Origin of the sequence: Leisingera sp. SS27 (assembly GCF_028368855.1) — a bacterium.
GTDB lineage: Bacteria > Pseudomonadota > Alphaproteobacteria > Rhodobacterales > Rhodobacteraceae > Leisingera.
The window spans coordinates 45,746-59,892 of record NZ_JAQNCY010000008.1; the positions used below are offsets into that span (position 1 = coordinate 45,746).

Sequence of the window (14,147 nt, forward strand, 5' to 3'; positions counted from 1 at the left end):
CATGACCCCCAAGGAACGCGCCGAAAAATCTGCTGCCGCGATGTGGGCAGAGGACCAAGCGTCCAAATGGGCAGGGATGGAGATCACCCATGTGGATGAGGGCGAGGCCACGCTGGAGCTGACCATTGCGCAGCACCACTGCAACGGCCACGGCATCTGCCACGGCGGCGTGACGTTCATGCTGGCTGACAGTGCCTTTGCCTTTGCCTGTAACAGCCGCAACCAGTCGACCGTGGCGCAGCACAACGTGATCAGCTTCACCGCGCCGGGACGGCTGGGTGACAAGCTGATTGCCACGGCCCGCGAGATTTCCCTGACCGGGCGCAGCGGCATTTACGACGTGACAGTGACCAACCAGGACGGCCAGCAGATCGCTGAGTTCCGGGGCTTCTCCCGGGCGGTCAAAGGCCAGTTGTTTGACGAATAAGGTGTGGAGGACGCCATGGAAGACCTGAGCCCCAAGAAGGGTGAATTGGACCCGATCGAGATCGCCTCGATCGACGAAATCCGCAGCCTGCAGCTGGAGCGGCTGAAGTGGTCGGTGCGCCACGCCTATGACAACGTGGCGATGTACAAGCAGCGGTTTGACGAGGCCGGCGTGCATCCGGACGACCTGCAGGAGCTGTCCGACCTGGCCAAGTTCCCTTTCACCTACAAGAACGACCTGCGGGACAATTACCCCTTTGGCTTGTTTGCCGTGCCGCGCAGTGAAATCATCCGCCTGCATGCGTCCTCCGGCACCACCGGCAAGCCGACGGTGGTGGGCTATACCGCCAATGATATTTCGAACTGGGCGGATCTGGTGGCGCGGTCCCTGCGGGCGTCCGGCCTGCGCAAGGGCGACATGGTGCATAACGCCTATGGCTATGGCCTGTTCACCGGCGGCCTGGGTGCGCATTACGGGATCGAACGGCTGGGGGCGACTGTGGTGCCGATGTCAGGCGGGCAGACCGAGAAGCAGGTCGGCCTGATAACCGATTTCAAACCCGATGGGATCATGGTGACGCCCTCCTATATGCTCAACATCCTGGAGCAGTACCACAAGGTTGGCATGGACCCGCGCGAGTGCTCGCTGAAGGTGGGCATCTTTGGTGCTGAACCCTGGACCGACGCAATGCGCAAGGAGGTTGAAGACGCCTTTGATATGCATGCGGTCGATATTTATGGCCTCAGCGAGATCATGGGGCCGGGTGTCGCCAACGAATGCGTTGAGACCAAGGACGGCCCGGTGATCTGGGAGGATCATTTCCTGCCGGAGATCATTGACCCGCAGACCGGCGAGGTGCTGCCGGACGGGGAGCTGGGCGAGCTGGTGTTCACCACGCTGACCAAGGAAGGCCTGCCGATGGTGCGCTACCGCACCCGCGACCTGACCCGCCTGCTGCCGGGCACCGCGCGGTCGATGCGGCGGATGGAGAAGATCACCGGGCGCAGCGACGACATGATCATCCTGCGCGGCGTCAACGTGTTCCCCAGCCAGGTGGAGGAGCAGCTGCTGGCGACCGGCGGCCTCGCGCCGTACTATCAGATCGAGCTCTACAAATCCGGCCGCATGGACGCGATGCGGGTGTTTGTGGAGGCCAACCCGGACGCAACCGACGAGCTGAGCAAGACCGCGGCAGCGCGGATGCTGACCAAGCGGATCAAGGATATGGTTGGCGTTTCGACCGAGATCATTGTAGGCGACCCGGGGTCCGTCGAGCGCAGCCAAGGCAAGGCCAAACGCGTCGTCGACAACCGCAGCCAGTCCTGAACCGGGAGAGTGAGCCTTGGCCCGTACGATCGCAAAAGACCACGATGAGAAACGCGCACAGATCCTGAAGTCGGCAGCCAAGGTGTTTGCCGACTCCGGCTACGACCGGGCGTCGATGACCCAGCTGGCGCGCGAATGCGGGATCTCAAAGGCGAACATCTACCATTACTATGACAGCAAGGATGCCGTGCTTTATGGCCTCCTTGATACCTACCTTTGCGAGTTGCGCGACAGGGTCTGCGGAGTGGATCTGGCGGGCCTGAACGCAGAGGACCGGCTGCGCCGCATCGTGTCGGAGATCATGCTGGCCTATCAGGGCGCCGACCATGAGCATCAGGTGCAGCTGGGCGCAATGGGGGCGCTGCCGGAGGAGCAGCAGAAGCATCTGCGCGGCTACCAGCGCGAGATGGTTCAATTCATGAGCGATGCGCTGAAGGATGTGGCGCCGGAGATTTTCAATGGTGACGCCGCCAAGCTGCGTGGCGCCACCATGTCTGTTTTTGGCATGCTGAACTGGTATTACATGTGGAACTCCGGCGCCGGCTCAAAGGCGCGCGAGGATTACGCCGGGCTGGTGGCGGACCTGACGCTGAGCGGGGTCAAGGGGCTCTGACTGCGGCGCGGTTTTGCGTTTCCGCGTTTCTGCGCTAGCCTGTCCGGATACCGGAGGGTGCCATGCAGAAACCTGAGAACTTCGAAAACTTCTATTACAAGAAGGTGGGACTGGGCGAGGCCTGCGGCTGCGCCGAACGGGCCATCGACATGTATGAGTTCGACCGCACGGCCGGGAAGCCGAAGGCGGCCAGCGGCCGGCGCCGGTTCAGCTGGAAGGGTTTTGCGCTGAAATACGGGCTGCTGTCGCGCAAGAGGACACCGGCAGAGTAACAGTGAAACACCCGGCGGAATGTCCCGCCGGGTGCTGTTTCTTCTCAGATCCGGTCAGTTTCAGGCCTGTCAGCCCGGGTTGCCCAGCAGCCGGGTGATACGGCGCACCGCGACGCGGCGGTTGGCGCGTTCGGCTGCCAGGGTGCTGACCGCCAGGTCGCTTTCGCCATAGCCCTGCACAACCATGTTTTCCGGTGCCACGCCGAAATACTCCGTCAGCGCCAGGGCCACGGTTTCCGCGCGCCGGTCCGACAGGGCCAGATTGTAGGTCGCGGCGCCCACGGCATCGGTATGGCCTTCGATCAGGAACACCTCGCCCGGGTTGCGGTCAATCAGCTCGCGCAGCGCGTTGCCGAGGGTTGCCAGTTCTTCTGCCTCTTGCGGTCGGATCACTGAGGAGCCGGTGTCGAAATTCACCGAATCCACGTTGATCACCGGGGTCAGGCGGCGCACCGCGTCAATGTTGCGGATCTGCGCCAGCGAGAAGCGGCGGTCAACGGTCTTGGCGTCCTGTGCGGCCAGTGCTGCGGCCAGATCCTCAGCCGAGACCGTGCCGGTGCTGGAGAAGGCGCGGCGGTTGTCCTGCGCCTGCGGCAGCTCATTGACCACCACGCGCTCAGCCTTCCGGGTGTCGTCGAACAGCACCACACTGCGGCCGTCCGGCAGCAGCTTGGTGCGGCGCAGCACCCGGCCGTCGGCGGAGCGGATGGTTTCCACCTCGACCCCGTTCTCGCGCACCACCACGGTGCGGGTTGAGCCGTCCTGGAACCGGTAGGTGGTCACGTTGGAGCCCGGCTGGCGCAGCAGTGCATCATCATCTTTCAGGACGCGGTACTGGCCGTCCTGCTCGACGATGGCGCGGTCGCCGGAGTTCGAGACCACCTTGCCGCCATTGTTCAGTAGCGTGCCGATTGCCAGCGCGCCAAGGCCGAGCAGGGCGTTGCGCTCGCGAGTGGAGAGGCCGCTGTCATCCTCAGTGGCGGCGTTGACCTGCGGGGCAGGTGCCTGGGCTTGTGCCTGGGCGGTTTCATTGACCCCGGTCTCGAATTCCTCGTCAGAGCTGCGCGCGGTTTCCTCGGTGACCACTTCTTCGGTTACTTCGGCCTCGCCTTCGGCAACAGCGCCGTCCGCGGCCGCGGCGGCGGCTGCAGGCTCACCGGTTTCTTCGGCCAAAGCATCAGCCTGGGCCTGGCTGTCCTGTTCCACCAGCTCGGGATTGTCCGTTTCTTCAGCCGTCCCGCCTTGAGACTGTGCAAGGTCCGCTGCGATTTCCTCGGCGCTGGCGCCGGCGGATGCCTCGCCGCTGATATCAGCCTGAGGATCGGTTTGCACCTCAGCCTCTGCCTGGGCCTGTTCCTCGGCTGCAGCCTGAGCCGCCGCTTCTGCTTCCGCCTGAGCCTGTTCTGTTGCAGCTTGTTCTGCAGCTGCGGCCTGTTCTTCTGCCGCAGCCTGCGCTTCTGCTTCCGCCTGAGCCTGTTCAGCTGCGGCTTGAGCTTCGGCCTCGGCTTGCGTTTGTTGCTCAGCTGCAGCCTGCGCTTCAGCTTCTTCTTGCGCCAAAGCCTCTGCCAGTGCCTGCGCTTCGGCTTCAGCCTGAGCTTCGGCCTCTACTTGCGCTTCGGCCTCTGCAGGCTGTTCCTGCGCGTCCTGCTGTCCTGTGGCTTCCGCCGCAGCTTCTGCCTGGGACTGATCTTCGCTGACGGTTTCGGTCTGGGCTTCTGCTGCGGCCTCTGCCTGCGCTTCGACGGCCTGATCCGCGGTTGCCGTTACCTCTGCCTCCGCAGCGCCGATGCCTGCCAGAACACTGGCAGACTGGAGGTCTGCGGGCAGGGCGGGGTCAAAGGCGCCTTCGCCATAGGCCTGGCAGAACTTGGCGATCTTGCCGGCCTTTTCCTCGACGTCCTGGCCGGCCTCCAGTTTCTTCTGCCGCCGTTCAGCACGCTTGCGGCAACGGTCCACAAGTTCGCCGATTTCTGCGGCGGACATCTGGCTGAGGTCAATCTGCTTGCCGCTCTGGTTCTGCGACAGGGCGGGCAGCGGGGCCGCCAGCGAGATCATCACTGCCAGCGCCGTGGATGATTTGAAAATTCCCGGTTTCATTTCGGTTCCTTTCTTGTTCCGGCACATGGCCGCACAAGGATAACGGATAAACACCGGGTTAGTTGCGCATCGCAGGCCAAAAAGAAAAGCCGCCCCGGGCCGGGGCGGCTTGGATCAGGCTGTTTTCCGCTGGCGGATGACGTGGCGGGCGTCAGACCGCCGGCGGCGGCACCATGCCGATGATGTCATAGGTCTGGCGCAGGATCGGTGCGGTGATTGCGCGGGCGCGTTCGGCGCCGCGGGCCAGGATCTTGTCGATCTCGTCCTGATGCTGCATCAGCCGCGCCATCTCGGTGGAGATCGGCGCCAGCTTGGAAACCGCCAGATCCGCCAGCATCGGTTTGAATTCGGAGAACTGGCGGCCGCCCACATCAGCCAGCACCTGTTCGACGGTCTGCTCGTTCAGGGCGGCGTAGATGTTCACGAGGTTGCGCGCTTCCGGGCGGTCCTCCAGTCCCTTCACTTCGGAGGGCAGCGCCTCGGGATCGGTCTTGGCCTTGCGGATTTTCTTGGCGATGGCGTCGGCGTCATCGGTCAGGTTGATGCGGCTGGCGTCCGAAGGGTCGGACTTCGACATTTTCTTGGAGCCGTCGCGCAGGGACATCACCCGGGTGGCTGCGCCTTCGATCACCGGCTCGGTCTCCGGGAAGAAGTTGACGCCGTAGTCATGGTTGAACTTGATCGCGATGTCGCGGGTCAGCTCCAGGTGCTGCTTCTGGTCCTCGCCCACCGGCACATGGGTGGCGTGATAGACCAGAATGTCGGCGGCCATCAGCGCCGGATAGGCAAACAGGCCCAGCGAGGCGTTCTGCTGGTTCTTGCCTGCCTTGTCCTTCCACTGGGTCATCCGCTGCATCCAGCCCATGCGGGCGACGCAGTTGAACACCCAGGCCAGCTGCGCGTGCTCGGGCACCTGGGACTGGTTGATCAGGATCGAATCCTCAGGGTCGATGCCGGCGGCGATGAAGCCCGCGCAGAGCTCGCGGGTGGATTTCTGGAGGTCCGCGGGATCCTGCCAGACGGTGATCGCATGCAGGTCAACCATGCAATAGATGGTCTCAACGTCCTTGGCCTGCCAGTCGACGAAGCGCTTCAACGCACCGAGGTAATTCCCCAAGTGCAGGTTGCCCGAAGGCTGGATCCCCGAAAACACGCGCGGGGTGAAGCTGGTTTCGCTCATCGCGGAAACTCCCGTCTGGAATTATGCACCATCGTCGCTTACCCATGGGGCCAGGATAGGTCAACAGGCGCGGGGCATTCCGTGCCGCAAGGAGTCCGGATGAGCAGTGAGCCCCATAACGCCCCCGTCAACCCGCTGCCCGCCGCCGTGGTGGCGCTGGTGCTGATCATCATCGGCATCGAGGCGGTTTTCTCGCTGGGTGCGCGCGGCATCCTGGGCGGGCCGGAGGCAATCGGCTGGCGGCTGGAAGCGATCCAGTCCTATGCGTTTTCCGGTGATATCTTCTGGTGGATGCAGGAAAGCGGCCGCTGGGTGCCGGAGCATCTGATGCGTTTCCTGTCCTACATATTTGTGCATGGCGCTTTTACCCACGCGCTGTTTGTCTGCGTCTTTGTGCTGGCGATGGGCAAGATGGTGGGCGAAGTGATGGGTGACCTGGCGATGGTCGTCATCTTCCTGCTGTCCGGCGCCGGCGGGGCGCTGGGCTATGCGCTTCTGGTCAGCTCACCTGCGCCGCTGGTGGGCGGGTTTCCCGCGGTCTACGGGCTCATCGGCGCCTTCACCTTCCTGCTGTGGCGCTCGCTCGCGCTGGTTGGGGCGCAGCAGAGCCGGGCATTCACGCTGATTGCCTTTCTGATGGGGGCGCAGCTGTTGTTCGGGCTGCTGTTTGGCGGCCAGAAGGACTGGGTGGCGGACCTGGCAGGATTTGCCACCGGCTTCGGCCTGTCGTTTTTCCTGGCACCGGGCGGCTGGGCACGGATCAGGAACCGCATCCGCCACGATTGAAACCGGGCTTCTCCCGCCCGCTGGTGACGCCCCTGGCGGGGCATCGCCAGCCGTTGGGCCGGGCCGCGCTGCCGCGCGGCGGCTATGCCGCCCTTGACACGGGACTGGCCGGGAGGGTCAGCCCTGTTTTTTGAGCGGGCAGGTGCTGAGGCCGAGAACCTGATATAGCGGGCAATAGCCCATGAGGCCGGTCGCCAGCGGCACCAGGCCGATGAGGCCCCACAGGGTTTGCGGGCCGATGAACACCAGCGACAGCAGGATCAGGCCAAGAAGGATGCGCAGGGCGCGGTCGAGGGTGCCTTCGTTACGGGGCATTGCGTGGTCCTTTCGAACTCAGGTTGGAAATTCTGAGTCTATTTTAGACCGTGGCGGCACTGGCTGTCGGTGACAGAGTCACCAAAGCTCAGGTTTCATCCTCAGCCACCCGCTCCAGCCCGGCGCGGTCCAGGATGCGCAACTGCCCGCGCTGTGTTTCCACCAGGCCAAGGCGGGCGAATTCGCGCAGGCGGCGGGTCACGAAAGCGCGGCCCGAGGCGGTTTCGGCAGCCAGCGCGTCATGGGTTATGCGGACTTCGTCGCTTTCCTGTGCCAGCCGCAGCAGCACCCGGGCGAGCCGGGCGTCAAACCCGGTCAGGGCGACGTCCTCGACCAGTTGCTCGTAGTCGGCAAAGCGGCGGGCGACGGCGGTCAGCACTTCGCTGCGGAACGCCCCGTCCTTTGACATCGCCTGGCGAAAGGCAGCATGCGGGAGGATCTCGCCCTCCAGCGCGGTCTCTGCCACGCCTTCCGCGGCGTAGCTGCGGCCGTCGGTGAGGCAGGCAAAGGTCTGCAGGCAGACGTCGCCCGGGCCGACGCGGTACAGCACGACTTCGCGGCCGTTGGCGGCGGTCAGGGTGACCTTAATGCGGCCTGCGGTGAGCCGGACAAAGCCGGGGCAGTCCTGCCCGGGGCGGAACAGCACGGTGCCAGCAGGGCAGGACAGGCGGCTCATGCGCGGTTCCGGCGGCTTAGGGCGGTGCGGAACTCCGACAGGCGGAAAGCGCCGAAGGCCTGGCCCGCGGCGAAGTAGACCGCGCCGCCCAGCAGCACCAGCCCCAGCAGGGACAGGTACCGCCAGTAGTCCAGCGTGAACAGCCAGCCCGCTGTGTGCGCCACCGCGTAGAGCACCGCGCCCATCACGGCAGAGGCTGCGAGGATGCGCCAGGCGCGGCGGCGGAAGCGGGTGTCGAACCGGGCTTCCTCGCCCATGCCGAGGGCACCGAGCGCCAGCAGCGCCACCATCGCCCAGCCAGCTGCTGAGGCGGCGATGGCGGGAGCAATCCAGCCCAGCACCGGTTTCAGCCCGAAGGCCAGTCCAGCGTTCACCACCATGGCAACCAGGGCATAGCGGAACGGGGTCCTTGTGTCCTCGCGCGCGAAGTAGAGCGGCTGCAGCACCTTCTGCAGCATGAAGGCCGGCAGTCCCGCGCCATAAATGGCGACCGCAACGGCAATTGCGGCGACGTCCTCGGGGCCGGTGGCGCCGCGCTCGTAAAGCACGGAGACCAGCGGCACCGGTACGGTGATGAAGGCCACAGCGGAGGGAACGGCCAGCAGCAGCGAAAACTCACCCGCGCGGGACAAGGCGTCTTGTGATCCAGAGGTGTCGCCGGCGCGCAGGCGGCGCGACAGGGCGGGCAGCAGAACGATGCCGACCGCGATGCCCACGACCCCCAGGGGCAGCTGGTACAGGCGGTCGGCGATGAACAGCCAGCTGGCGGCCTTTTCGATATCGGAGGCCACATACTGGCCGACGACCAGGTTGATCTGAGTGACCCCCATGGCGAGCGCGGCTGGCAGCGCCACCCGCATCAGATCGCGCATCTCAGTATTCCAGCGGGGCAATCCGGGCCGCAGCGGGATGCCGGCCCGTTCCGCCGCTGACCAGACCAGGGCCAGCTGTGCAACACCTGCAACCGGAATGGTCCAGACAAGCCAGACAACAACGTCGCCGCCCAGAACGGCCCCGGCTGTCATTGCAGCGCAGGCAAAGATGTTGAGGAGTACAGGAGCCGCGGCGGCGGCTGCAAACCGCCCCGTGGCGTTCAGCACGCCGGAAAACAGCGCCGCCAGCGACATGAACAGGATGTAGGGGAAGACGATGTAGCCGTATCCTACTGCCATATCAAACCGAGCGTCTCCGACGAAACCGCCGGCGGTCAGCCAGACCAGCCCGGGCATGAACACCATGCCAAGACCAACCAGTGCCAGCACCGCGGCGGCCAGCAGGTTGAAGGCCTGCTGGGCATAACTCCGGGCATCCTCGCCGGCCTCAAAACGCTTGGAAAAGGCCGGGACAAAGGCAGCGTTGAACGCACCTTCGGCAAAAAAGCGGCGGAACATATTGGGCAGGCGGAAGGCCACGATAAAGGCGTCCAGTACCGGCCCCGGACCGATGAAGGCGGCAATCAGAATCTCACGGGCAAAGCCCAGCAGACGGCTGGCCAGCGTCCAGAACCCGACGGTCAGGAAGCCCGACAGCAATTTGATCGGTTTCATGTATCCGCCCGTTTTGCGCCCTCGGCAATTGCCTCGCGCAGTTTCTTTTCCAGCGTCCGCTGCTTGGATTCGGCGTAGTATTTCAAGCCGAACATGTCCTTGACATAGAAGGCATCCACCACCTGCTCGCCATAGGTCGCGATCACCGCATTGGCAATGTAGACGTTGGCAGAGGCCAGGGTCCGGGCCAGATCATAGAGAAGCCCGGGCCGGTCGCGGGTGTCGACTTCGATAATGGTGTAGATTTCCGACCCTTCGTTGTCGAAGGTGATATGGGTCGGCACCTTGAAGGCTTTTTCGCGTTTCTTGATCTTGTCGCGGGATTTCAGCGCGTCGCGGGTGATCACCTCGCCCTTCAGGGTCTTTTCGATCATCTGTTTCAGCCGGTGCAGGCGGATCGGATCAAAGGGGTGGCCTTCGCTGTCCTGGATCCAGAAGGCATCGGTCACGTAACCGTCCTTGGTGGTGTAGGAGCGGGCATCGACCACATTGGCCCCGACAAGGGCAAGGGCACCGGCGATGCGGGCAAAGATGCCGGGATGGTCTTCCATCACGAAACAGGCGCGGGTCGCGTCGCGGTCCACATCCGGATAGAGCCGGATCATCACCTCGCCCGGGTCGCCCTTGGCGATGTATTCGCGCAGCATTTCGGCGAAATCCACATGCGCCGTAACGTGCAAGCCGTGCCAGTAGGGCGGATAGTGGCGTGCGGTCTCGGTCTTGAGGTCGGCCTTGGACCAATCCGGCAGTGCCTCGCGCAGGGCCTTCTTGGCGGACGCCCCCCGGTGCTCGCGGTTCAAAGCCTCCATGCCGCCCTCAAGCGCGGCGCGGGTTTGGCCATAGAGCGCGCGCAGCAGGGCCGCCTTCCAGTTGTTCCAGGTGTCCGGCCCGACGCCGCGGATATCGCAGACGGTCAGCAATAGCAGCAGATCAAGCCGTTTCACCGTTTGCACTGCCTTGGCAAAATCGCGCACTGTCCGCGGGTCGGCGATGTCACGCTTCTGCGCCATGTCCGACATCAGCAGGTGATAGCGCACCAGCCATTCCACGGTTTCGCATTCCGAGGGCTTCAGCCCCAGCCGTGGCGCGACCTTGCGGGCGATCTGGGCGCCCAGGATCGAATGATCCTGCTCGCGGCCCTTGCCGATGTCGTGCAGCAGCATCGCCACCATCATCACCTTTCGGTTGAGGCCTTTGCGGAGAATTCCAGACGACAGCGGCAGCTCGTCCTCCAGCTCGCCGCGTTCGATGGCAGCAAAGTTGGCGATCACCTGAATGGTGTGCTCATCCACCGTGTAGGAGTGATACATATTGAACTGCATCATCGCCACGATGGGTTCGAATTCCGGAAGGAAAGCGGACAGCACGCCCAGTTCGTTCATGCGCCGCAGGGCGCGTTCGGAGTTTCCGTGTTTCAGCAGCAGGTCCAGGAAGAGCTTTCGCGCCTCCTTGTCGTTGCGCATGTCCTCGTCGATCAGATGCAGATTGGCTGTCACCAGCCGCATTGCATCCGGGTGGATCAGCATGCCGGTGCGCAGGGCTTCCTCGAACAGCCGCAAAAGGTTCAGCCGGTCTTGCAGGAATGCCTTGGGGTCGATCACGTCCAGCCGGTTGTGCACCACCTTGTAGCCGGGCTTGATCCGCGGGCGGCGGCGGAAGATCCGCTCCAAGAGCGGCGCGTTTTTCTGCTGGCTGGCCTCCAGCTTGGTCAGGAAAATGCGGGTCAGGTCGCCGACGCGGGTGGCGTGGCGGAAATACTCCTGCATGAAGACTTCCACGCCACGGCGGCCTGCCTTATCCTCGTATCCCATGCGGCTGGCGACTTCGACCTGCAGGTCAAAGGTCAGCTGTTCGGTGGCGCGCCCGGTTGCCAGATGCAGATGCGACCGGACCGCCCAAAGAAAATTGGCGGCCTTGGTGAACAGCTCCATCTCCTCGGCGTGGAACAGTCCAAGCGGCACCAGCTCCCTGGCGTCCTTCACCTGGTAGAGATACTTGGCGATCCAGAACAGCGACTGCAGGTCGCGCAGGCCGCCTTTACCCTCTTTCACGTTGGGCTCAACCATATAGCGCTGCCCCTGTTTCAGGTGGCGGGCATCGCGTTCGGCCAGTTTGGCCTCGACAAACTCCGGGGCGTCCTGGGAAAACAGCTCCTTTTTCAGGCGCTTGTCCAGTTCCTTGGCCAGCGGCGCATGGCCGGCCAGGAACCGGTGCTCCAGCATTGCGGTGCGGATGGTGTAATCCTCGCCGCCCAGCCGGATGCAGTCCTTGATGGTGCGGCTGGAATGGCCGACCTTCAGCCGCAGGTCCCACAGGATGTAGAGCATGGATTCGATCACGCTCTCGGCCCAGGCGGTGATCTTGTACGGTGTCAGAAACAGCAGATCGACGTCCGAGGCCGGTGCCATTTCCCCCCGTCCGTAACCGCCAACCGCCATAACAGCGATCCTTTCGCCCCGGGTCGGGGTTGCCAGCGGGTGCAGCAGTTCGCTGGCCACGTACAGGGCTGTGGTCACCAGCCCGTCGGTCAGGAACGTGTAGGAGCGTGTCAGATCCCGTGCCGCAAAAGGTTTTTTGGCAAAGGCCTCAGCAATGGCCGCGCGCCCGGCCTTGTTGGCCGCCTTGAGGATCTTCACGGTTTCCGCGCGCAGAGCCGCAGGGGCAGTGTCCTCTGCCAGTGCTTTGATCTGCGCGCGGATGCTGGCAGCGTCAAAAATCTCCGCCGGGCCGCAGATCAGCGGGCCCAGCGGTTCAGGATGGCCGTTAACCGAGGGTTGCGCCAGGGCGGCAGGCTCAGAAGCCTGCGCCGCCGAAGCTGCTGGGTGCTGGGTCAATGATCACGACTTTCTGTTCCTGGATGGTGGCAACGGCCAGCCCGCGCTCATTGGTGCCGTCGGGCCGCAAGCGGAAGATGCCGCCCGCACCCTGGAAGCCAGCGCCCTGGGTCAGGGCACCTGCGGTCAGCGCGTCGGACTTGCCGGCCGCAACCAGCGCGCCAATGGCGGCAATGCCGTCATAGGCCAGGCTGCCGATGGAATGCGGCGCAGCGCCGTAGCTGGCCTGGTAGCGGGCGCTGAACTGCTGAACTTTGCCCTGATCAGGCAGCGCAAACCAGCCGCCCTGAACGCCAGGCAGAGCCAGGGTCTGGGGTGGAATATCCCAGCGGGTCAGGCCGATGTACTGTTTATCCGCCGGGTCAACTCCGGCCTCGGGCAGCAGCTGCGCCAGCAACGGCAGCGCGCCTGCGGTGGTCGAGGTCAGGAAAACCGCATCTGCGCCACTTGCCTGAGACCGGATGCTGGGAATGGCGTTGATAACACCCTGCTGCGACAGCTCGTAACCGACGCTGCCGGTGATGTTCACGCCGCTCTGGCCCGCGGCACGCTGGATCGCGCTGCGCCCGGCGCTGCCTGCAGCGTCATTGCCGCCGACAACCAGAATGTTGCGCTTGCCGTTGCGGGCGGCAAAGCTGGTCAGCCGGCGGGCCGTGTTGTCAAAGGTCGGTCCAAGGATAAAGACATTGCCGCCTGCAATTGCCGGGTTGTTCGAAAACGCCAGCACATTCACGCCGCGCTGGCGCGCCGCGATACCGGCGGCATTGGCAGCCTCGGCGTAGACCGGGCCGAGGATCACGCGGGCCCCGTCCTTCAGCGCCTGCTGCGCGGCGCCAGAGGCCACTTCGGGGCTGCCTGCGGTGTCATAGACCCGCAGGTCGATCAGCACGCCGTCCAGATCGGCAATGGCCATGCGGGCTGCGTTTTCCAGGCTCTTTGCCAGCACGGTGTCACCCTGCTGGGCAGAGCCGCGCGGCACCAGCAGCGCCACCGGGACCGGCTTGGAGGTGTTGATGGTCGGGCCGGTGCCGACGGCAATCGGGTCACAGGCGGTCAGGGCGATGGCGGAAATGGCGGCGGCGGCAGTCAGTGCTGCCTTGCGGGCGCGTTTGAAAACAGCAAACATAATGGCTTGAAACTCCGTTCTCCCGGCGCTGCGGCGCCGTGTGGGTTTAAGGGCGGATCATAAACGACCAAAAAGGCGGGTCCAGCGTTGAATCACCAGAATGTCATATTGTCCCCCGGGCTTTACTTTGTTGCCACGCCGATCGGCACCGCCCGCGACATTACCCTGCGGGCGCTGGATGTGCTGGCCTCGGCCGATGTGCTTGCAGCTGAGGATACACGCTCGCTGCGCAAGCTGATGGAGATTCACGGCGTGCCTTTGGGCGGGAGGCGGATCATTGCCTACCACGACCACAGCGGCACCGGCGCGCGGGCCAAACTGCTGGAGGCGATAGGCGAGGGGAAGTCGGTTGCCTACGCGTCAGAGGCCGGGATGCCGCTGATTGCCGACCCGGGTTTTGACCTCAGCCGTGCGGCGGCAGAGGCGGGCCATTCCGTCACGTGCGCTCCCGGCGCCTCTGCTGCGGCCACAGCGCTGACGCTGGCGGGGCTGCCCACGGATGCATTTTTCTTTGCAGGTTTCCTGCCGAATGCCTCTGGTGCGCGGCGCAAGCGTCTGGAAGAGCTGCGCGAAATCCCCGGCACGCTGATTTTCTATGAATCCCCGAAACGGGTTGCGGCCTCTGTTGCGGATATGGCGGCAGTGCTGGGCAATCGTCCTGCCGCGCTGTGCCGTGAGCTGACCAAGAAGTTTGAGGAGGTGCGCCGCGCGCCGCTAACGGAACTGGCTGCCGGGCTGGAGGAAACCCCGGTCAGGGGCGAGATCGTGCTGCTGGTCGACCGCGCGCAGGAGACAGAGGTCAGCGACGGCGATCTGGAGAGCGATCTGCTGGCCGCATTGCAGGGCAACTCGGTCAAGGATGCCGCGGGGATCGTTGCCGAGATGCACGGTCTGCCCCGGCGCAAGGTCTATCAGCTGGCGCTGCAAATGGCGAAGGGGGCGTGAGCC

The 14,147-nt window shown here is 64.4% G+C and carries 13 protein-coding genes; 6 read left to right on the top strand and 7 right to left on the bottom strand.

Features of this window, described 5'->3' with window-relative positions:
- Position 1 precedes the first annotated feature (1 nt).
- The 4 genes from paaI (at position 2) to N6L27_RS16425 (ending at position 2,638) form a co-directional block, all read left to right on the top strand.
- Positions 2-427 carry a hydroxyphenylacetyl-CoA thioesterase PaaI gene (gene paaI / locus N6L27_RS16410; protein ID WP_039180842.1) on the top strand — a complete coding sequence of 142 codons (426 nt, stop codon included), beginning with the start codon at positions 2-4 and terminating at the stop codon, positions 425-427.
- Positions 428-442: 15 nt separating this feature from the next.
- Positions 443-1,753 (top strand): phenylacetate--CoA ligase PaaK, encoded by a 1,311-nt coding sequence (paaK, locus tag N6L27_RS16415; protein WP_271908390.1) that lies wholly within the window; start codon positions 443-445, stop codon positions 1,751-1,753.
- 16 nt (positions 1,754-1,769) lie between these two features.
- The gene (locus N6L27_RS16420) at positions 1,770-2,366 is read left to right on the top strand and encodes a TetR/AcrR family transcriptional regulator (protein ID WP_260016449.1); all 597 of its coding nucleotides are present in this window, start codon (positions 1,770-1,772) and stop codon (positions 2,364-2,366) included.
- A 62-nt stretch (positions 2,367-2,428) separates the two neighbouring features.
- A complete protein-coding gene (locus N6L27_RS16425; RefSeq protein WP_039180833.1) occupies positions 2,429-2,638 on the top strand; it encodes a hypothetical protein in 210 nt (69 codons plus the stop codon).
- Positions 2,639-2,707: 69 nt separating this feature from the next.
- Here the strand turns inward: N6L27_RS16425 and N6L27_RS16430 are convergent, their stop codons facing one another.
- Positions 2,708-4,735 (bottom strand): OmpA family protein, encoded by a 2,028-nt coding sequence (locus tag N6L27_RS16430; protein WP_271908392.1) that lies wholly within the window; start codon positions 4,733-4,735, stop codon positions 2,708-2,710.
- Between the two features lie 151 nt (positions 4,736-4,886).
- On the bottom strand, positions 4,887-5,915 hold the full coding sequence (gene trpS / locus N6L27_RS16435; protein WP_271908393.1) for a tryptophan--tRNA ligase: 1,029 nt from the start codon (positions 5,913-5,915) through the stop codon (positions 4,887-4,889).
- A 99-nt stretch (positions 5,916-6,014) separates the two neighbouring features.
- Between trpS and N6L27_RS16440 the strand changes: the two genes are divergently transcribed.
- On the top strand, positions 6,015-6,701 hold the full coding sequence (locus N6L27_RS16440) for a rhomboid family intramembrane serine protease (RefSeq protein WP_271908394.1): 687 nt from the start codon (positions 6,015-6,017) through the stop codon (positions 6,699-6,701).
- 117 nt (positions 6,702-6,818) lie between these two features.
- Here N6L27_RS16440 and N6L27_RS16445 read toward each other — a convergent pair whose 3' ends face one another.
- The 5 genes from N6L27_RS16445 to N6L27_RS16465 all read right to left on the bottom strand — a co-directional run bounded on the left by N6L27_RS16445 (position 6,819) and on the right by N6L27_RS16465 (position 13,199).
- Positions 6,819-7,016: a YgaP family membrane protein gene (locus N6L27_RS16445; protein ID WP_039180824.1), complete on the bottom strand. Its 198-nt coding sequence runs from the start codon at positions 7,014-7,016 to the stop codon at positions 6,819-6,821.
- 88 nt (positions 7,017-7,104) lie between these two features.
- Complete coding sequence (locus N6L27_RS16450) at positions 7,105-7,692, bottom strand: Crp/Fnr family transcriptional regulator (RefSeq protein ID WP_271908395.1); 588 nt, start codon at positions 7,690-7,692, stop codon at positions 7,105-7,107.
- On the bottom strand, positions 7,689-9,239 hold the full coding sequence (gene murJ / locus N6L27_RS16455) for a murein biosynthesis integral membrane protein MurJ (RefSeq protein ID WP_271908396.1): 1,551 nt from the start codon (positions 9,237-9,239) through the stop codon (positions 7,689-7,691). The genes N6L27_RS16450 and murJ overlap by 4 nt, the downstream gene beginning before the upstream one ends.
- The gene (locus tag N6L27_RS16460) at positions 9,236-12,073 is read right to left on the bottom strand and encodes a [protein-PII] uridylyltransferase (RefSeq protein WP_442915789.1); all 2,838 of its coding nucleotides are present in this window, start codon (positions 12,071-12,073) and stop codon (positions 9,236-9,238) included. The genes murJ and N6L27_RS16460 overlap by 4 nt, the downstream gene beginning before the upstream one ends.
- The gene (locus N6L27_RS16465; protein WP_271908397.1) at positions 12,033-13,199 is read right to left on the bottom strand and encodes a penicillin-binding protein activator; all 1,167 of its coding nucleotides are present in this window, start codon (positions 13,197-13,199) and stop codon (positions 12,033-12,035) included. The genes N6L27_RS16460 and N6L27_RS16465 overlap by 41 nt, the downstream gene beginning before the upstream one ends.
- Positions 13,200-13,286: 87 nt before the next feature.
- Here N6L27_RS16465 and rsmI point away from each other — a divergent pair, with 87 nt between their 5' ends.
- Positions 13,287-14,144, top strand: coding sequence for a 16S rRNA (cytidine(1402)-2'-O)-methyltransferase (gene rsmI / locus N6L27_RS16470; protein ID WP_271908398.1), 858 nt, complete (start codon positions 13,287-13,289; stop codon positions 14,142-14,144).
- The last annotated feature ends 3 nt before the right edge of the window (positions 14,145-14,147 follow it).